This window comes from Collimonas silvisoli (genome assembly GCF_018305005.1).
Lineage (GTDB): Bacteria > Pseudomonadota > Gammaproteobacteria > Burkholderiales > Burkholderiaceae_D > Collimonas > Collimonas silvisoli.
In genome coordinates this window covers 1-19218 of sequence record NZ_JAGQEG010000033.1, presented here as the reverse complement: position 1 = coordinate 19218, position 19218 = coordinate 1, and the positions used below count along the sequence as shown (strand labels likewise).

The 19218-nt window shown below is 56.7% G+C and carries 17 protein-coding genes and 1 pseudogene; 16 read left to right on the top strand and 2 right to left on the bottom strand.

The window, feature by feature from the left end; translation table 11 throughout:
• Positions 1–318: 318 nt before the first annotated feature.
• The 9 genes from KHU33_RS11135 to KHU33_RS26955 all read left to right on the top strand — a co-directional run bounded on the left by KHU33_RS11135 (position 319) and on the right by KHU33_RS26955 (position 10484).
• Entirely contained in the window at positions 319–1365 is a 1047-nt protein-coding gene (locus KHU33_RS11135) for a GNAT family N-acetyltransferase (protein WP_211462922.1), read from the top strand.
• A gap of 48 nt (positions 1366–1413) precedes the next feature.
• Positions 1414–2286, top strand: a complete 873-nt coding sequence (locus KHU33_RS11130; protein ID WP_230414189.1) for a class I SAM-dependent methyltransferase — start codon at positions 1414–1416, stop codon at positions 2284–2286.
• A 12-nt stretch (positions 2287–2298) separates the two neighbouring features.
• Positions 2299–3957, top strand: coding sequence for an FAD-binding oxidoreductase (locus KHU33_RS11125; RefSeq protein WP_211462921.1), 1659 nt, complete (start codon positions 2299–2301; stop codon positions 3955–3957).
• A complete protein-coding gene (locus KHU33_RS11120) occupies positions 3950–4738 on the top strand; it encodes a DNA alkylation repair protein (RefSeq protein ID WP_211462920.1) in 789 nt (262 codons plus the stop codon). The genes KHU33_RS11125 and KHU33_RS11120 overlap by 8 nt, the downstream gene beginning before the upstream one ends.
• A 44-nt stretch (positions 4739–4782) precedes the next feature.
• Positions 4783–5427 (top strand): peroxiredoxin-like family protein, encoded by a 645-nt coding sequence (locus tag KHU33_RS11115; RefSeq protein WP_211462919.1) that lies wholly within the window; start codon positions 4783–4785, stop codon positions 5425–5427.
• A gap of 74 nt (positions 5428–5501) precedes the next feature.
• Positions 5502–7271, top strand: a complete 1770-nt coding sequence (locus KHU33_RS11110; protein WP_211462918.1) for an NAD(P)/FAD-dependent oxidoreductase — start codon at positions 5502–5504, stop codon at positions 7269–7271.
• A 64-nt stretch (positions 7272–7335) separates the two neighbouring features.
• Positions 7336–8790 (top strand): amidase, encoded by a 1455-nt coding sequence (locus KHU33_RS11105; RefSeq protein ID WP_211462917.1) that lies wholly within the window; start codon positions 7336–7338, stop codon positions 8788–8790.
• A 46-nt stretch (positions 8791–8836) separates the two neighbouring features.
• Positions 8837–10222, top strand: coding sequence for a cation:proton antiporter (locus KHU33_RS11100; protein ID WP_211462916.1), 1386 nt, complete (start codon positions 8837–8839; stop codon positions 10220–10222).
• Positions 10223–10352: 130 nt separating this feature from the next.
• Positions 10353–10484, top strand: a complete 132-nt coding sequence (locus KHU33_RS26955) for a hypothetical protein (protein ID WP_456236949.1) — start codon at positions 10353–10355, stop codon at positions 10482–10484.
• Here the strand turns inward: KHU33_RS26955 and KHU33_RS26370 are convergent.
• Both KHU33_RS26370 and KHU33_RS11090 read right to left on the bottom strand, forming a co-directional pair.
• A pseudogene (locus KHU33_RS26370) lies at positions 10432–10710 on the bottom strand (ParB family protein); the annotation flags it as partial. The gene KHU33_RS26955 and the pseudogene KHU33_RS26370 overlap by 53 nt on opposite strands.
• A gap of 440 nt (positions 10711–11150) precedes the next feature.
• Complete coding sequence (locus KHU33_RS11090; protein WP_211462914.1) at positions 11151–11987, bottom strand: IclR family transcriptional regulator; 837 nt, start codon at positions 11985–11987, stop codon at positions 11151–11153.
• Between the two features lie 187 nt (positions 11988–12174).
• Between KHU33_RS11090 and KHU33_RS11085 the strand changes: the two genes are divergently transcribed.
• The 7 genes from KHU33_RS11085 (at position 12175) to KHU33_RS11055 (ending at position 19031) form a co-directional block, all read left to right on the top strand.
• On the top strand, positions 12175–13251 hold the full coding sequence (locus KHU33_RS11085) for an ABC transporter ATP-binding protein (protein ID WP_211462913.1): 1077 nt from the start codon (positions 12175–12177) through the stop codon (positions 13249–13251).
• Entirely contained in the window at positions 13244–14095 is an 852-nt protein-coding gene (locus tag KHU33_RS11080; protein WP_211462912.1) for an ABC transporter permease, read from the top strand. The genes KHU33_RS11085 and KHU33_RS11080 overlap by 8 nt, the downstream gene beginning before the upstream one ends.
• A 25-nt stretch (positions 14096–14120) precedes the next feature.
• Positions 14121–14918: an ABC transporter permease gene (locus KHU33_RS11075; RefSeq protein WP_211462911.1), complete on the top strand. Its 798-nt coding sequence runs from the start codon at positions 14121–14123 to the stop codon at positions 14916–14918.
• Positions 14919–14946: 28 nt separating this feature from the next.
• Positions 14947–15246, top strand: a complete 300-nt coding sequence (locus KHU33_RS11070) for a (2Fe-2S)-binding protein (RefSeq protein ID WP_211462910.1) — start codon at positions 14947–14949, stop codon at positions 15244–15246.
• Positions 15239–16624: an FAD/NAD(P)-dependent oxidoreductase gene (locus tag KHU33_RS11065; protein WP_211462909.1), complete on the top strand. Its 1386-nt coding sequence runs from the start codon at positions 15239–15241 to the stop codon at positions 16622–16624. The genes KHU33_RS11070 and KHU33_RS11065 overlap by 8 nt, the downstream gene beginning before the upstream one ends.
• A complete protein-coding gene (locus KHU33_RS11060; protein ID WP_211462908.1) occupies positions 16621–17742 on the top strand; it encodes an NAD(P)/FAD-dependent oxidoreductase in 1122 nt (373 codons plus the stop codon). The genes KHU33_RS11065 and KHU33_RS11060 overlap by 4 nt, the downstream gene beginning before the upstream one ends.
• Positions 17743–17984: 242 nt before the next feature.
• The gene (locus KHU33_RS11055) at positions 17985–19031 is read left to right on the top strand and encodes an ABC transporter substrate-binding protein (protein WP_211462907.1); all 1047 of its coding nucleotides are present in this window, start codon (positions 17985–17987) and stop codon (positions 19029–19031) included.
• Positions 19032–19218: the final 187 nt, after the last annotated feature.

Sequence of the window (19218 nt, the reverse complement as noted above, 5' to 3'; positions counted from 1 at the left end):
ATCGCGGTTGACCTGATCCCGAGATTTACCAGCCAGCTTGGCAAACGTAACAACAGGCACGCGTCGGCAAGACCTCAACCAATGCTGCGCTCGCCATCAATAATCTCTCGTCCTGCCTTCACACTTCATCCTCTAACGGAGTGTTGACGAGGGCGGCCCCAGTCTCATCAGACTGTTCCTAATTAACGTCTCGAACTTGCTCAAAGTGGGCTGATCTTGTTGACAATTTTGAAACTCCGATTATATAATTCGCCACCATACAATATTGTGGCAAATTACAATTGTAAGTTCGGAAGGTAGGCCTCATAGGCAACGACTATGACGCTGGTTCTTGGCTGGGGAGTTCCGTCAGAGAAGGAGAAAACTATGCTTTTGATGGGTAGTAGTAGGGGGTCAACCTCGCCAAAAATTGCTATTGAGGTCGTCGCCGATCACGTCAAAAAAGGACGCTGGTCCCTGCAATCGTTTGTTCCCGCATCATGGTACCGACGCGAGTTCGTTCGCCGTGTCAAGGTGGGGGCGGACGAGCTAAATGGTGTCCGTATTAAGCTGGCCAACTCGTCTGATGAGCGCGAACAAGCGTTTCGGTTGGTCCAGGCCTCCTATGTTGATCGCGGCATTTCAACGCCGACGCGGTCAGGGCTACGGTTCTCTCCTTTCCACGTTCTGCCGGGATCTTCCACCCTCATTGCAGAGAAGGAAGGGCGAGTCATCGGCACGATTTCCTTGGTGGAGGACTCCCCTATTGGGCTGCCTATGGAGGTTATCCATCCTGCTGAAGTCGCCGGACTGCGCCACAAGAATAGACGGTTCGCCGAGGTTGGGACGCTCTCAGTGACGCCGGAAGCTAGAGGGCGGGGAGTCCCGCTGATGCTCTACAACGCGTTGTTTCGCTGGGCACGGCACCATCGCATGCTTGAGAACTTGGTTGTTGCTGTGCATCCTCGCGTTCGCAACTTCTACTGCAATGGCCTCCTATTCGAGCGTCTTGGGCCTGACCAGAAATACCATGCTTTGAATGGCGCCCTTTCGACACCGCTGCAAATTGATCTGGCCGGTGCACTTCATCGATATCGTCGCATTTATGATCGCGCAACGATGGAGTTCTCTATGGCCGGAAGTAGAACCAATCTGTATCAGTTCTTTGTCAAGGAGGTTATGGGCTGCGTCGATCTTCCTTCCTCCCAACATTTTCCGTACGACCTTTCGCGGCCTCCCTCCTGGTCGGAGGAAGAGGTAGATGCACATCTGCTCGCCTGCCGGGTTGAGCTCCGTAGCCTGCCGATACAGGTGCGCCGAGTTCTCTTGGGCCTCTATCCAGGACTCGACGAATTGCAGCAAGACCTTGGCCGCAGTGCGGGATGAAATCTCGTGACTTCGAATTAAGACGACTTTATTTGCTGGAGATGAGGAATGCCCGTACCTGAGCTGCTAAGAATAATCGCGCGAGAAATCTTTGAGCGGGATCCTTTAGCTCGCACTCCTGAGCCTTGCCAGATTATGAATGAGCGAGAGGCTGTCTCGGCATACACCAATGGCGGCCGTCAGAATGGGGCTTTGTCCGGCGCCTACCTCTATCACCTCGCTCATATGTGCCAACTCGTTCATCCGGGTGATGTGGTGCTGGATCTTGGCTGTGGGCCAGGGAATCTCCTGGGCCAATTGGCAGAGCTGAACCCTCGCGCTGAGTTTGTTGGTGTGGACCTCTCTCAGCCAATGCTCGACCAGGCCGCAAAGATGCTGAGGGCCAAAGGAATCTACAACGTGGAGCTTAAGTATGCGGACATGACGACGTTGGTGGGGGTTCCTGATCAGAGCATCGACGTGGCCGTGTCATCGATGGCATTTCACCACCTTCCCGACGAGGAGTGTTTGGACAGGACATTCGAGCAAATAGCTCGTGTCCTCAAACCCAATGGTCGAGTGTATTTCAACGACTTTGGTCGGTTGCGCAACGCGGAATCCATCCCGTACTTCGTTGGTCGCGCCACGGAAGGAGAGAGTCAGGAACTGATCGACGACTATTACCACTCCCTGCATGCGGCATTCACGAAAGCTGACTTTGAACGCGCTGTTCTTTGCTTTCTACGCGGTAGAGGGCGTGTTTACGCGACAGTGGTGAGTCCGTTTCAAGTGGTTGTGAAAACCCCTGGGCACTGCCAAAAGCTGTTGGCCGCCAAGCCGGAATTGAAGCGGCGATTCCACGCGCTTCCTAGGGCTCGCAAGGCGGATGTGCGCCAGCTTTCTCTCTTCTTAAATCTTGGTGGTCTGCGCAACGCGCTGTAATACGGGGTCGATATGAATGCAATGACAAACCGAATTGAGGGCGCGCTGTGTGCCTGGAGGAAGGCACTGGGTGATGACGCGGTCCAGTTCGAGAACGATGCATTGCGAGTCTATAGCTTGGACACCAGTGACTTCTCGACGAGTCCAGTTGCCATCCTGCTTCCGGCCACGCTCGGTGAGGTGCAGCAAGTCGTACGGATAGCCGTGCAGTTTCTTATACCGCTCTATCCCGTTAGCACAGGGCGAAATTGGGGGTATGGAACAGCGAACGCTCCAAAGGATGGTTGCGCGATCGTCGATCTTTCCCTAATGAGCCATATTCGGGAGTTTGATGTCGAGCTAGGCCTGGCAACTTTGGAGCCAGGCGTCACACAGGGCGTCTTACAGTCCTGGTTGGAAGAGCGGGGGCTATCTTTCATGGTACCCACCACGGGAGCTGGCCCGCGCTGTAGCCTACTTGGCAATGCGCTGGAAAGAGGCTATGGCCTTACGCCGATCGCAGATCATTTTGCCGCCGTTGTCGCTATCGAAGCAGTTCTACCCGACGGAACGGTCTATCGCTCACCCATGATGGACGCCGGCGTGTCAAACGGCTTCAAGTGGGGGGTAGGTCCCTACGTCGACGGACTTTTTTCTCAGGGCAATATCGGCATAGTGACTGGTATGACTGTTGCACTGGCACGACGGCCAGAACACGTCGAGGCCTTCTACTTCTGGATCGACTCTGATGCTGATCTGGAAGTTGCTGTGAACTCAGTGCGTGGGATTCTTCAGCAAGAAGGCTCCAACGTCGGTGGCATCAATCTAATGAGCGCTTCCCGATTTCTGGCAATGTCGGAGAGATTTCCGGAGGGGCAGGCTGATAAAGGTCAGATTCTGGCGGCAGAGGTTATCGAAAGGTTGGCCCGTCGTGCAGGAGCGGCGCCGTGGATGGGGGTTGGTGCAATTTACGGGTCGCGTCGCCACGTCGCCGCGAGTCGGAAGGCGATCCGATCCGCTTTATCTCGCGTTGCCGGTCGCGTGCTCTTCATGAGTTCGACCAAGGCTAGGCGAATTGCCGCATTGACCAGATGGATACCCGGGAACCGGTCACGGCGTCTCGCTCGAACACTTGAAACGATGCGCCAAGGTTTGGCTCTGCTTGAGGGCCGGCCCAATGAGTTGGCTCTGCCATTGGCCTATTGGAAGAGCGGGATGCCGCCGGACCGCGATCTCGATCCGGCACGAGACCGATGCGGATTACTCTGGTACGCACCGATCGTTCCTATTCGCGCAGCGGACGCTCGCCGATTCGTTGATCTTGTACGCGCTATTTGCGCGGCGCACGCGTTCGAGGCTCCCATCACCTTAACCAGTGTTTCCGAGCGCAGCTTCGACTGCACTCTGCCTCTGCTATTCGATGCCACTTGTGCCGAATCCGCACGTCGGGCTGATAAATGCTGGCGAGCACTTTTCGCCGAGGGCCGCAGGGCAGGCTTTCTCCCGTACCGACTCCACCCCAGATACGCGGCGATGGTGACGAACAGTGAGACACCGTTCTGGCGAACGGCACAGAAGATTAAGGATGCACTAGACCCGTTGGATCTGATTTCACCCGGGCGGTGGACATTACCGTTCGAGGAGCAGGCAGTTGCCATCACCACGATCCAGAAGGAGCCTCATCATGTCTAGTGTTTCACCTGAAAGAATTGCAGAACTTGAACGCGGCCTCGGCGAGACCACAAACCTAGCGGAGTGCTTGGCCATCAATCAGGCATCTCTACTTGAGGCAGTGCTCCCCTCATTGGGATTTGGTGACGACGTTGCTCACGTTGTTGCAGTTCTGCGCCTGGTTGAAGGCAAGGGGATCAGCCATCAACTCCCGGCCATAGGCAGTGCGCTTGATCAGATGCTCCGCGGACGAAAAAAAGCGTCGGGAGGCACGGTATTGAAACAACTGATCCAGCACCCCTCGGACACTGTGCGCTCTTGGGCGGCGTTCGCTTCAATTCGAGCGGCTATTGATATTCCGCTATCGGAGCGCCTGGAGTCGGCACGGCCCTTCGCCGCGGATTCCCACTTTGGCGTCCGTGAATGGGCATGGATGGCGGTACGTCCCTACATTGCTGAAGACGTGATCGAGGCAGTGAAGCTGTTGGTGCCATGGACCGCAGAGCAAGACCCTAACGTGCGGCGATTTGCGGTCGAGAGCACGCGTCCTTGTGGCGTTTGGAGCAAACACATCGGGCTCTTGAAGTCGAACCCCTCGGTGGCCGAGCCACTGCTTGAGCCATTGAAGACGGATCCGTCGAGATACGTCCAGGACTCTGTAGCGAATTGGCTGAATGATGCAAGTAAGACAACGCCGAAATGGGTGAAGGACCTTTGCGAACGATGGGAAGGCAGTGGCAATGCGACCACCCTACGCATCACCAAAAAGGCCATGAGAAGTCTGCGGAAAGTGGCGGGATGACCGGTCACTAAGAAGCGGCTATTTGTTTCAAAAAGGAGATTGGAATGTCACTAATATCTGAAATCGACGCGTTGAAAGCCTCAATGGGCGAGAAGCTCCCCGCGGATGTAGCATCGGCAATGGGGCAAGCTTCCCAGGCGCTGGTGGCCTCGGGAGCTGCGGGCAAGGCACTGAAGGCTGGAGCCTTGGCTCCCTTGTTCGAGTTGCCTGACGCGCAGGGAAAACTCGTACGCCTCGATGAACTGCTCGGGCGCGGCCCCGTTGTCCTCGTGTTCTATCGCGGACTCTGGTGTCCTTTCTGCAATCTCACCTTAGCTTCACTACAACGTGAACTGGGGCAGATAAAGGCGGCTGGCGCCACCTTGGTAGCTATATCTCCCCAAACTCCCGAAGCGACCAGCAAGACTTCCGAGCAATTGGCTACTGAGTTCGCAGTGCTCAGCGACGTCGGCAACAACGTCGCACGCTTGTATGGACTGGTGTTTACGCTCGCTGAGAACATGCGTCCGATCTATTCCGCTCTTGGAGTGGATCTACCGGTCGCCAATGGAGACGACAACTACGAATTACCACTGGCATCAACATTTATTATTGATAAAGATCGTCGGACTGCCTACGCTGCTGTAGACGCGGACTACACCCGTCGCATGGAGCCTGCAGAAATAACTAAGGTGCTACTCGCCCTGTAATACTGTTGCCGGCTCCTTTCGAGGAGTCGGCATCTACCTTTAAGCAGTGCTTGACGCAGAATGGATCCGAGTACATGAAGAAGATCGTCATAATTGGTGCTGGTGTCGCCGGTAATCTTGCAGCGATGTACCTTCACAAGCGGTTGCCAAATATCGAAGTTGTCGTGGTCGGCAGGCAGGATCGTTCTCGCCCACTGGTCGGTGAGTCGACCGTGGAATTGACCACGCACTTTCTCAAGGCGTTGGGTCTCTCGCAACTGCTAGAAGAACGCCACTATCACAAGTATGGCCTCACCTACTATTTCAAACTCGCCTCTGCGTCGAACTCTCGATATGTCGTCCACGAGGCTCCAGGCGTCATCCGCATGCCCGCGTTCAACCTGAATCGATGGACATTTGATAGGGACATTCGCCAGATCAATGAACATCTTGGGATTACTTTCGTAGACGGCGATGCGACGGATATCGAGTTGAATATTGGGGAGCGTCGTTTACATCGGATCGGCATCAAATTGCGTGAGGGCGGTGCCTGGTCTATAGAAGCGGACTGGGTAGTTGATGCCTCTGGTCGAAATAGATTCTTGGCGCGGAAGTTCGAACTAAAGAAAGCTCCAACGTATCAGCGGAGCTCCTTCTGGTTCCGGCTCAAGAGCTTCGATCGTACTCGGCTCGCGAACATCCAAGTGCATCGGGTTGAGCATCATTGCTACGACCCCTATTACGTCACGCACCACTTCTATGGCCGTGGCTATTGGGTCTGGATCATTCCGATGCGCTCGGAGAGTGGTGAAGATTTTGTTAGCGTCGGCATCACTTATCGGCCGGATATGCATGAGCAAGACATACAAAGCATCGACGACTTCTTGAACCACATAGAGAAAGATCATTCTGCTTTGGGTGACATGATTCGGTCAGGAACTGTGCATGACGTTAACTCTTACAGAAACTATATGTATGAATCGACGAAGCACTACTCGGTTGACGGGTGGTTCCTCATCGGTGACGCAGCGTTCACATTCGACCCCGCCAACAGTGCAGGCTTAGCGTACGTTGCACAACAGATTCCCCACGTTGCTGCGATGATTCAGAAAGACCAGGACGGCAGCCTTCATCAATCGTATGTTGATTGTCTGGAGGCCCATATTCAGGCGCAGCTTGCTCTGCAGGACACATGGAGCAAATGGTACGAGATCATGCACGATCCGTTGAAGATGGCATGGACTCTGCTGTTTGCGAACATGGCGTATTTCCATATTCTTCTGCCAACGTATATGAATGGCGGATTCCTCGATGGAAACCAGGCCCGCCAGTTCGCCGAATTGCTTCCTCGTTATTCTGTTGACGAGCAACCGGCCCCATATCCCTTCCCATGCCTATTGGACGCTGTCGCCATGAGCAACCCAACGGTGGATCCTCAGTTACTACCGAATCTGTATTCGAGATCCGTCAACTTTGATCTCTATCGTGCGGATGAAGCGGCACGCCCCAGGTATGCTTCCCGCTATTTCTGGTTGCTCGTTGTTTTTCGACTGAAACTGATGGCGCTTGTACGTTGGCGCCCGACGCCGACGCATGCGCGGCTGGCATTTCGGCATCTTTTCGGGGCGTCGAAAGATGCGATACGTGCACTGATTCTTCGTGTGCGTCCTTCATTGTTCTACAAGTATGGGCCATCTTCGTCCCTGCTAGCGTCTCCCTTCGAGACGAGCGGGGAGTTCCTCAAGCTCCCCGAATTCGATCGTGCCGGTTGCCCCCCACTGAACAGCATGCAAGAAGCGGGTGAACGGGCGCCGAGCATCGAGCAACACAAACCTCTTCAGACAGAGGTTTCGTTAGTTGACTGACCCAAGGGATAAAAGGCCACAGTTGCCTCCTGCCTCATCCGGCGCTTCAGGCAGCAATTTGTTCATGATTAGTGCTGTGCAGACCGCAGCGCTGATTCGTACGCTCGAGATTTCGCCAGTGGAAGTGGTACGCGCCTACATTGAGCGGGCGCGTGAGGTGAATGGGCGTCTCAACGCGATAGTCGTGGAGCGTTTTAATGATGCGCTCAAAGAAGCCCGCTTGGCAGAAAAGAAAGCTCTGCGTCGTGAGCCTCTAGGTGCCCTCCATGGTCTACCGTGCACCGTCAAGGAAGGGTTGGGATTCAAAGGACTGCCGCAGACATGCGGATCAAAGCTACGCAATCGATCACGCTGCAATCAGGACGCCACCGTCGTTGCCAGAATTCGCGCGGCGGGGGCAATTGTGATCGGCCTGACAAACCAATCCGAAATGGCACTGTGGCCCGAGTCGGACAACATCGTCTACGGTCGAACATCAAATCCGTGGCATCGAAGTCGCACAGCCGGCGGAAGCAGCGGTGGGGAGGCGGCTATTGTCGCCGCGTGCGGATCGTCATTTGGCTTAGGGACCGACGGAGGAGGATCGATACGGATTCCTGCTGCCTATTGCGGCGTTTTCGGCCACAAGCCATCAAGCGGTCTTGCTCCGCTGACTGGGCATACGCCTCTGGATGAGATGTTCCGCCAATGCAAGGGCGCGCAAGGCATGGCCAAGTATTTCGCGCCAGGTCCACTCACCCGTCACGCTGAGGACCTTATGCTGGTCCTGCGGGTCATCGCTGGGCCTGACGGCTGCGACCTCAACATGGAGTCACGGCCTAGGCTTGAACCGACTTCCTCAATGTTAAATGGGCGACGGGTACTCGTCTGTCCGGAGCCACTGTTGAGCAAAGACAGGACTGTGGGAGCCTCCGCGGCCCAGGCAGTACGCATTGCGGCGAGTGCGCTCGAACAGCGCGGGGCTGTGGTTTTGCCTTGGAGCGATCCCGCGTTGCAACACGCCTTCAAGATATGGGCTGCGATTGTTGGCGCTGTCGGCGGACCTGGTATACGGGCAATGATCGGTCAGGGAAAATTTCCGGCACTCGCCCAAGAAATTTTGCTGCGCTCGATCGGGCGGCCGAATCACACTTTCCCTGCTGTGCTTGCTTGCCTATCTGAACGGTGGATGCCTATGCGCAGCTCCACCATGTTCGAGTACTACTCCCTCGGTATGGATCTGCGCTCGCGATTGAATGAAACCCTGGGCACTGATGGCGTGCTTTTACTACCCCCGGTTTCGCGTGCGGCTCCCCTGCATGGGCATACGATTCTCCGTCCTTTCGATATCGGCCTGTGTGCATTGTTTAACGCATTGGAAATGCCCACGACTGTCGCCCCGGTGGGTATGGACGAGAAGGGGATGCCACTTTCCGTCCAAATCGTCGGCCCCCATGGCGCCGACCATCTAACCCTCTCTGTCGCTCTCGAGCTTGAGTGCGCGCTCGGTGGCTGGCGTATGCCACCGACTACTGCCTAACCCCGAACATTCGTACGAAAATTTCTTAATCTGCAAGGGCAAGTTCATGAGTACTTCTAATGGAATGGCATCGATGGCCGAACAATCAGCTGGTTTGATGCAGCAGGTGCAATCTGCAGTTGGATCGTCTGCAGAGCAGATTACGGCGCAACTTCTGTATCAGCTCATCATCATCCTAATCGTGACCAGAATCGTCGTCTGGATCAGTCGCAGGATGCTCGGTCAAACCGCGGTCGCCGGAGAAATCCTTGCGGGCGTGGTCCTTGGACCGAGTCTACTTGGAGCAATATTCCCGGATGCTATGCAGGCGATTTTTGCACCGGATACCTCCTCGATATTTGTCGGAATAGCGCAGGTCGGACTGATCCTGTTAATGTTCCAGATTGGTCTTGAGTTCGAGTTCAAAGAACATCTACGTCGAGGCCGCAGCGCAATTATCGTTATTAGCGTCGTAGGAATTGTTGTTCCGTTCAGTTTGGGTTACTTTGCTGCGGCCTGGTTCTGGGATACGCTCAGTGAGCCTCGCCCTAATTTGTTAGCGTTCCGTTTGTTCTTTGCTACTGCCTTGTCGATAACGGCCATCCCTATCTTGGGCCGCATTTTTATGGAACTTGGTCTCTCGCACACTCGGACCGCAGCTATCACGATTGGCTCTGCCGCCTTCGATGATATCTTGGGATGGATGTTGCTTGGGGTTGTCTCGACAATCGTGGTTTCCCAGTTCCAACCCGTCTCATTCGCGCTCAATGCCGCCGCTATCGTCGCCTATGTCGCTATCGTATTCATCGTAGTCAGGCCACTGCTGTTGCGTTGGCTGTCGAAAACGATGGTTCGTGGTCAAGGACTCAATACCAAGACCATTGCGTACATGCTGATTCTTCTCTTCATTTCGGCTTCCATTACTAGCCATCTGGGGATATTCGCCATCATTGGTGGATTCGTAATCGGCGTGGCTCTCCACGATAACAGGGAGTTTGTGGAGAAATGGAAGGAGCGGGTAAGCAGCTTTGTCTACGTCTTCTTTGTTCCTGTGTTCTTCGCTTATACAGGCCTGCGTACTGATATCGGGACGTTGGATACTCCCCGTGCCTGGATGATATGCGGATTGGTCTGCCTGCTGGCATTTGTCGGAAAGTTTGGCGGCGCCTACATCGCCAGCCGGATCATGGGAGAGAGTCGACGCAGCGCAGCGGCCATCGGTGTCTCCATGAATACCAGAGCATTGATGGAGCTCATTGCCTTGAATATTGGGTACGACCTGGGTGTCCTGCCAAAGCAGATCTTCACCATGCTAGTGATCATGGCAATTGCCAGTACTTTCATTACGACGCCTTTAATTCGTTGGCTTATGAGCGAGCAGCGACGCGAGCTAGAGGGCAGCCCGAAAAGTAGTAGTGCAGCAGTCGATCTATCGGCACTGAAAGAGCGTTGAGGTTTGGACGTCCGCTAGGCTCTTCGGGCTCATTCCTAGTAAAAGGCGGCACCCCGATATCTTGGCCCAGGCACATTGTGCTCGGTGTTTTTCGGTGCACTATTTCGATTCGCAAACGAAATTGCGTTGGATGTGCAGCATCGGACACACCTGGGAAGCAATTCCTGACTCCATTACTCAGGGGCGTTGGTGTCCGCTCTGTGCTTTGCTGCCCATAGTTCGCGCAATATCGCCCGGCGTGTATTCCCGCCATTGTGAATAATGTAGTGCGCGGCGCCAGGCTGTCGTGTAATCGGCGGTGGCGCATCTAGCCCGCGTTCGCGAATTGACTCCTTGATCTCGTTGTGTCGCGGATTGCGTGTCACTCGAGGATCGAACTCATACGGATACAGCTCGTCCGGCGTTACAACCATGTGCGTGTCGACAATTCCAGGCAAGGAAGATGAACAAATCTTCCTTACCGTTTCAGTAAAAAATCCTGCCTTGATTTTTCTCCTGATGTGTCTCGCCGAGTATTTGCGTGCATGGTTTTTTTTCGGAGTTTCGCTATCGTTGCGCCATCATTGTTCAGCAGCGAGCCGATACAAGAGTAGATTCACCTTTCGCCGGGGCCACTTTCCAGATAGGACTGGGTCTTGGGAGTCTTCTCCTTTATCGGCTTATCTGTCGGCATCAACACGCCGTCTTCGACAGCATCTTCAGAATGCTGTCGCCGCACAACATCGGCACATAAGGCTAGCTCTACAAACTGTGTCATCCCCGCGAACGCGGGGATCCAAGTTAGTGATTAAAATGGATTCCCGCGTTCGCGGGAATGACGCAGTAGGAGTTGCCCGAGGCCGGGATAAGCATCAGGCTTTATTTAACGACTCGTTCGCATCTGCGACCGGGTCGTTTGTCATTCGGCTGAGTAAAGCAAAGAGCGAAATCATTTAGGCGCTTCAATCGGCAAGCCGCCGAGTATCTGCGCCGGCCGGCGCAACACCGGATCGAACGGATTGATCTGCGCACTGACGATCGCTGCTTCTTTCTTGAGTATCTGCACCACGGTCGGCAAGCGGTCGGCGTTTAATCTTTCTGCCAGCGTGGCAACGCTCAAGGCTGCCACCGCGCGGCCTTGCCGGTCCAGCACCGGCACCGCAATCCCGGCCATGCCAGGCAGCAAGCCCACGCCATGACTAGCTGCGTAACCAAGTTCGAGCGAACGCTTGATTTCGGTGCGCAAATACACCTCGTCGTATAAACCCAGATCCAGCAGGCGCGGCAGATTGAAGCGGATGATTTCTTCGCGCTCGGCTTCCGGCAAGAAGGCAAGAATCACCAGTGCGCCCTGACCAACGCCGAGCGCGACCCGGCCGCCGATATCGCCGGTGAACGAGCGGATCGGGAACGGCCCCTCGCTGCGGTCCAGGCACATGGCGTCGTAGCCGCTGCGCACCAGCAGGAACATGGTGTCGCCCAGCGCGGCTGACAGCCGCAACAGGATCGGCCGGCAGATATCGCGCAAATTGCCGCGATGGCCGGCGCGCGCAGCCAAGGAAAAAAAATCCACGCTCAATCGATAGGCTTTGCTGCGTTCGTCCTGTTCGACTACGCCTTCGCCTGTCAGTGCGCGCAGAATCCGGTGCGCGGTGGGCTGGGCCAGGCCGGTTGCGCTGGCGATATGGGTCAGCTTGGCGCCGTCGCCATTGCTTGCCGCCAATGCGCGAATAATCGCGAAGCCGCGTTGCAGACTGGTTCCGGCAGAAACATCTTGATCTTTCACTATTTCCTCCAAATGAAATTAATTTATATATATATCTAATAATTGTCCATTAAATGGAATATATCAAATAATTAGTCTGCTATATGGAATATTGCATTGACCCTGATTTTTCTTTTCACTATATTGCGGAAATAGCTTGGTGGTAAGCGTATTGGGATCAAAACCGACCGTCATGGGAGACAAGTCGATGTCGTTTCTACAGCTGGAAAACCTATCCAAACATTACGGTGACTTCACCGCGGTTGAACAACTCAACCTGACGGTAGAGAAGGGTGAATTCGTTTCCCTGCTCGGGCCTTCCGGTTGCGGCAAGACCACCACCTTGCAAATGATTGCCGGTTTTGTCGAGGCCAGTGCAGGGCGCGTGATCCTCGACGGCCGCGATATCACCCAAGAGAAACCCAACCGGCGCGGCCTGGGCATCGTGTTCCAGAGCTATGCCTTGTTTCCGCACATGACGGTCAGCGCCAATGTCAGCTTCGGCCTGGAAATGCGGCAGATCGCCGCGGCCGAACGCGCAGAACGGGTGCGCAAGGCGCTGTCGCTGGTGCATCTGGATAAATTCAGCCACCGCTATCCGCGTGAATTGTCCGGCGGCCAGCGCCAGCGTGTGGCGCTGGCGCGGGCCTTGGTGATTGAACCGCCGGTGCTGCTGCTGGATGAGCCGATGTCGAATCTCGACGCCAAATTGCGCGAAGACATGCAGCTCGAACTGCGCGAGATCCAGCGCAAGGTCGGCACCACTACCATCATGGTCACGCATGACCAGTCGGAAGCGCTGTCGATGAGCGATCGGGTCGTCGTCATGGACGCCGGCCGGGCGATACAGATCGCTAAACCGTTCGATGCCTACGAGTGTCCGGTGAACCAGTTCGTCTCGCAATTCGTCGGCAAGGCCAATCTGTTTGAGGGGCAGGTTGCCGCCGTCAATCGGCACGGATCGGCACTCAGTGTGCACGGCCAATTGCTGAACACCAGCGATGCAACGCTGCAGATCGGCGAACGGGTCACGCTGTGCCTGCGCCCGGAAAAGCTGGAACGCTGCAGCCCGCAGGATGAAATCATTCGCGGCCGGGTGCGCTCCGGCGTGTTTCTGGGCAACCAATGGCTGTATCGCATCGATACCGGCCTCGGCGATTTGCTGGCTACCTGGCAGAACTGCGGCAATGCCGCATGCCGCGATGGCGAAGAGGTTTCACTACGCTGGGCGGCGGATGCGCTGCACATAGTCAAGCGCGAACACCGTGAGGCACAGAATGGCTAAGTCGCCGTCGCTGCCGTATCTGCTGACCGCTCCCGGCATGATCCTTTTTTTCACGATGGTGCTGGCGCCATTGCTGCTGACCTTGCTGCTGTCCTTCTATGGCTTCGATTCGAATGCCGGCATCAGCGCCAGCCTCAGCCTGCATAATTACTGGCAGGTTTTCAGCGATGAATATTTCCATTCGATTTTCTTGCGCACCTTCTGGGTGGCAGGGTTAACCACGCTCATCTGCATATTGCTCGGTGCGCCGGAAGCGTATGTATTGAGCCGCATGGCGAAACCGTGGCGCTCGATTTTCCTGATCATTATTCTCGGCCCCTTGCTGGTGTCGGTCGTGGTGCGCGCTTTCGGCTGGAGCATGCTGCTGAGCGCCAACGGGCTGGTCAATTCGACGTTGGTCTGGTTTGGTTTTGCACCGCTCAAACTGCTCTACACCACCGGCGCAATCGTGATCGCGCTGGTGCATGTGATGCTGCCATTCATGGTGATCCCGGTGTGGACCTCGTTGCAAAGACTCGATCCCACCGTCGCCCAGGCGGCCTTGTCGCTGAACGCTTCGCCGGCAACGGTGTTGCGGCGGATCGTGCTGCCGCAGGTCTTGCCCGGCATCCTGTCCGGCAGCCTGATCGTGTTCGGCCTGAGCGCCAGCGCCTTTGCGATTCCAGGCTTGCTGGGCGGACGCCGCCTGAAAGTGGTGGCGACCACGGTCTATGACGAATTCCTCGGCTCCCTGAACTGGCCGTTGGGCGCATCGATCGCCATCATTTTGCTGCTGGCGAATCTGCTCATCATGTTGAGTTACAACCGGGTTTTGGAACGCAAGTATTCCAGAACGCTGGGCTAGTCGAGTTATTTGGAGAACAGATCGCATGCGCAACAATGGCCCGGTTTCACTGATATTCCATGCACTGGTGGTGGCGTTCGTCCTGGCGCCGCTGCTGGTGGTGTGCCTGGTCGCGTTTACGCCGGAAGACACGCTGTCGCTGCCAACCCACGGTGCTTCATTGCGCTGGTTCAAAGCCATCTTTGAACATCCCGATTTCGTGCATTCGTTCAACAACAGTTTGCTATTGGCTCTGCTAGCGGCCACGGTCTCGCTGTGCGTGGCGCTGCCGGCCGGCCTGGCGATCGGACGTCTGAGTTTTGCCGGCCGCGATTTTCTGAATGCCTTGTTTCTGTCGCCGCTGATCATTCCCACCCTGGTGCTGGGGGTGGCGCTGATGCGCTTGTTTGCCAGCATGGGTGTCAGCGGTTCGTTCGGCTGGCTGGTGGTGGCCCATGTGGTGGTGATCAGCCCCTATGTATTGCGGCTGGTGCTGGCGGCAGTGGTGGGCATGGATCAAAGCGCCGAGCAGGCGGCGCAATCGCTCGGCGCCGGCGCCTGGACCGTGTTTCGGCGTATCACCCTGCCGATGATATTGCCTGGCATTACCGGCGGCTGGCTGCTGGCGTTTATCAATAGTTTCGATGAACTGACCATGTCGATTTTCGTGACCACCCCGGCTACCGTCACTTTGCCGGTGCGCATGTACATGTACGCCACCGAATCGATCGATCCGATGATGGCCTCGGTGTCGGCGTTGATGATCTTGATTACCGGCGCTGCGATGCTGCTGCTGGATCGGGTCTACGGGCTGGACAAGGTGCTGATCGGCCAGCAGGGATGAGACCATGTCAGGAATTGGAAGCAAAGCGATGAGCTTATTTACCAGAGTCGCCGAAACGCAGCGTGAATCGATTAGCTTCACGCTCGACGGCCGCGCCGTTACCGCGCTGGCGGGCGACACCGTATTGACTGCGGTCCTGACGCAGGCCGATAGCTTGCGGCTGTCTGAATTCAGCGGCCAGCCGCGCGCCGGTTTTTGCCTGATCGGCGCCTGCCAGGATTGCTGGATGCGCACTGAAGACGGCCGGCCGGTGCGCGCCTGCAGCACCGAAATTCAAAGCGGCATGCGCTTGCTGAGTTCGGTTTCAGGAGGCGCGAATAATGAATGAGCCACGGATCGTGATTGTCGGCGCCGGCCCGGCAGGCGTGCGTGCCGCCGAGATCCTGGTGGCGGCCGGTTTGCGGCCGCTGCTGGTCGATGAAAACCAGCGCGCCGGCGGCCAGATATATCGCCAGCCGCCCGCCGGATTCGTGCGTTCGAAAAAGCAGTTATACGGAAGCGAGTCGGCCAAGGCGGATGCATTGCACAGTACATTTGACAGACTGCGCAGCGATATCGATTATCTGCCCGAAACCCTGGTGTGGAATTGCGCCGGCCGGCAACTGGATCTGCTGGGCCGCGGCCAGCAGCAGTCGCTGCCGTATTCGCATCTGCTGTTATGCACCGGCGCCATCGATCGCATTTTGCCGTTCCCCGGCTGGCTGTTGCCCGGCGTGTACACCCTGGGGGCGGCGCAGGTCGCGTTGAAAGCACAGGGCTGCGTGATCGGCAGCCGCATGGTCCTGGTCGGCAGCGGCCCCTTGCTGTATCTGCTGGCCTATCAATATGCCAAGGCAGGCGCCAGGATCGCGGCAGTGCTGGATACCGCGGCGTTCTCCGGCAAGTTGCGGGCCACGCCTGATCTGCTTAAACAACCGCTCACCTTGGCCAAAGGCTTGTACTTTCTCGCGTGGCTGCGCTGTCATGGCGTCAAGGTAGTGGAGGGCGTGCAAAAGATTGCCGTCGCCGGCGAACAAAAAGTGGCAGCCATTACATGGCACAAGAACGGCCGCGCCGAGACCTTGGAATGCGACGCCGTGGCTAGCGGTTTCGGCTTGCGCTCGGAAACTCAGCTAGCCGATCTGGCCGGTTGCGCCTTCGAATTCAATCAACTCAATCAGCAATGGCTGCCGCAGCGCGATGTGGCCGGACGCAGCAGCGTCAGAGGGGTATACCTGGCCGGCGACGGTGGCGGCATCGCCGGCGCAGACGCCGCCGAACTGGCGGGAAAGCGCGCCGCGCTGGCTTTGCTTGAAGACTTGGGAAAAGCGGTCGACGTCCGCGAGAGCCGCCGCCTTGACCGCGCGCTGCAAAGCATTCAAGCCTTTCGCCGCGGGCTGGAGCGGGCATTCCCGGTGCCTGTCGAATGGGCGCGCGAGTGTGCCGATGAAGAGATCATTTGCCGCTGCGAAGAAATTACGGCGGGCGAGTTGCGCCATAGCGTGGAGCAGGCCGGCACGGTTGAAATAAACCGCCTCAAAGCGCTGACCCGGGTGGGCATGGGACGTTGCCAGGGACGGGTTTGCAGCGCCGCCGCCGCAGAAATCCTGGCGTGCAGCGCCGGCAAATCAATCGCGCAAGTCGGACGGCTGCGCGGGCAGCCGCCGGTCAAGCCGTTTCCGGTGGCGGTCGGCGTGGAGTTCAATTCTGCGCGAGAGATTTCATGAGCGAGCACTTGACAGCGGATGTCGCCATCATCGGCGGCGGCTTGATGGCTTGCTCGGCGGCGCTGGCCTTGCGCCGCATGAACCGCTCGGTGCTGTTGCTGGAGCAGGGCTGGTGCGGCGCGCAAGCCAGCGGCGTCAATTACGGCGGGGTGCGGCGTCAGGGCCGGCCCGCGGTACAACTGCCGCTGGCGCAGCGTTCGCATGCGATCTGGCAGAACTTGCCGCAACTGGTCGGCAGCGATTGCGAATATATAGTCTCCGGCCATCTGAAGCTGGCGCGTAACGAGGAGGAGCTGGCGTCGCTGGAGGATTACCGCGCGCAGGCCAGCGAATTTGGCCTGCAGCTTGAGATCATGGGACGGGCAGTGCTGCGCCAGCGTTACCCGTGGCTGGGCGACAAGGTTGCCGGCGGCTCTCTGTGCGCCGGCGACGGCCATGCCAATCCGCGCTTGGTGGCTGCGGCTTTTGCACTGGCGGCAAAGCGCCACGGCGCCGACATCCGCGAAGGCACGACAGTAGAAACCGCCAGCTTCGACGGCAAACGGTTTACGGTTCGTTGCAGCAACGGGCTGGAAGTAAAAGCGAAATTCCTGTTGAACTGCGCCGGCGCGTGGGGCGCCGCGTTTGCAGAACAGTTTGGCGAGCATGTGCCGGAATATCCGATTTATCCAAATATGTGGGTGACCGAAGCGATGCCGAAACTGGTCGAACCTAACGTCGGCATTGTCGGCGGCGGCTTCTATGTGCGCCAGGTGACGCGTGGAAATTTTATCCTTGGCGGCGGTCGCGGCACAGGGCAGTTGGCGATCGGGGCGACACGCCCCAGCAGTGCCTCCATGTTTGCTTCAATGAAAATGGCCTGCGAATTCATTCCGGTGCTACAAAACGCTTTGGTGATTCGCAGCTGGACTGGCGTCGAGGGCGCGTTGCCGGATAATCAGCCGGTGCTCGGGCCCAGTGCTACGACTCCTGGCCTGTTTCATGCTTTTGGTTTTTCCGGCGCCGGCTTTCAGTTAGCGCCGGCGGTGGGGGAAGTGCTGGCGGAGCTGGTGGTGCAGCAGACTACGGCGACCCCAATCCAGGCTTTCAGCATTGCCAGATTCAGCGGTACAAGTTAAGGCCACCTCTACAAACTCTGTCATCCCCGCGAACGCGGGGATCCAAGTTAGTGATCAAAATGGATTCCCGCGTTCGCGGGAATGACGCAACAGGAGTTATTCGAGGTCGCCTTAACCACGTTGACATCGATGTGATTGAGGTTACACAGGTGGCAGGCCTGTGTCGGGTATATCGGGTATATCGGGTGTATTGGGTGTATTGGGTGTATTGGGGGGCGTTTAATCTTTGAGGAGATGGCAACATGAAATTCAAGCAAATTATCCTGGCGGCAGGATTCATTTCGGCATTAGGCGTCGCTGCCGCAAGTAACGCCGAAACACGCACGCTGTATGTCGGCATGAACGGCGGCAGCATGGAAAAGAATTACACCAGCTATATATTCCCTGATTTTGAAAAAGCCAATAACGTCAAGATCGTGGTGGTCCCGGGCACTTCCGCCGACATCATGGCCAAGATGTCGGCGCAAAAAGACAAGCCGCAAATGCATCTGGTGTTTCTCGACGATGGCGTCATGTATCGCGCGGTCGGCATGGGCTTGTGCCAGAAATTGAAAGAGGCGCCGGTATTCAAGGAGATCTATCCTTTCGCCCGCATGGCGAATGACCAGGCGGTGGGGATCGAACTGGGCACCGTCGGCATCGGCTACAACAAAAAGATGTTTGATGAAAAAGGCTGGGCCGCGCCGACTTCCTGGATGGATTTCGCCGATCCGAAATACAAGGGAAAAGTGGTGTTCCAGTCGATTCAGAGCAGCACCTTCGGCCTGCACAGCTTCCTGATGTTTAACCGTCTGGTCGGCGGCACTGACAAGAACGTCGAGCCGGGTTTCCAGAAATGGGGCGGCACGGTCGGTCCTAACGTGCTCGAATATCTGTCCAGCTCGGCGAAAATCTCCGAGATGGTGCAAACCGGCGAAACCGCCATTTTCCCGCTGACGCCAACCGCAATCGCGAATTTGAAAGCCAAGGGCATCCCCGCCGAATTCGCCACGCCGAAAGAGGGCGCGGTGATGTTGATGGTGGGCGCTTGCGCGCTGAAGAATAATTCCGAGCCGGAGCTCTCGCAAAAATTGGCGGAATACCTGTTGAGCGCCAGCTCGCAAGCCAAGGCGATGGAATACGCCAACGCGATTCCGATCAACAAGAATGTCAAGATCCCGGAATCGGTGCAAGCCAAGATCGGCAATATCGACAAGCTGATGAAAAACATCAACACGGTCGATTGGGATGTCATCAACAAAGACCGCGCCGCCTGGAACGACCGCTGGAGCCGCATGATCGAGCGTTGAAGTTTGCCGGGCAAGGGCCGGACAAGAGTCATCTGGGGTCAGAGTCAACTTTCGCAGTGCTTCATCGCGAAACTTGACTCTCGTATATTGAGCATGCCGCATCGACATCGGATAATCAGGATGTAGAGGCGGTCGGGCAGAGTGATGCCGATTAGACTGAGTGCAGTTGAGCACGTGGGTCAGATAG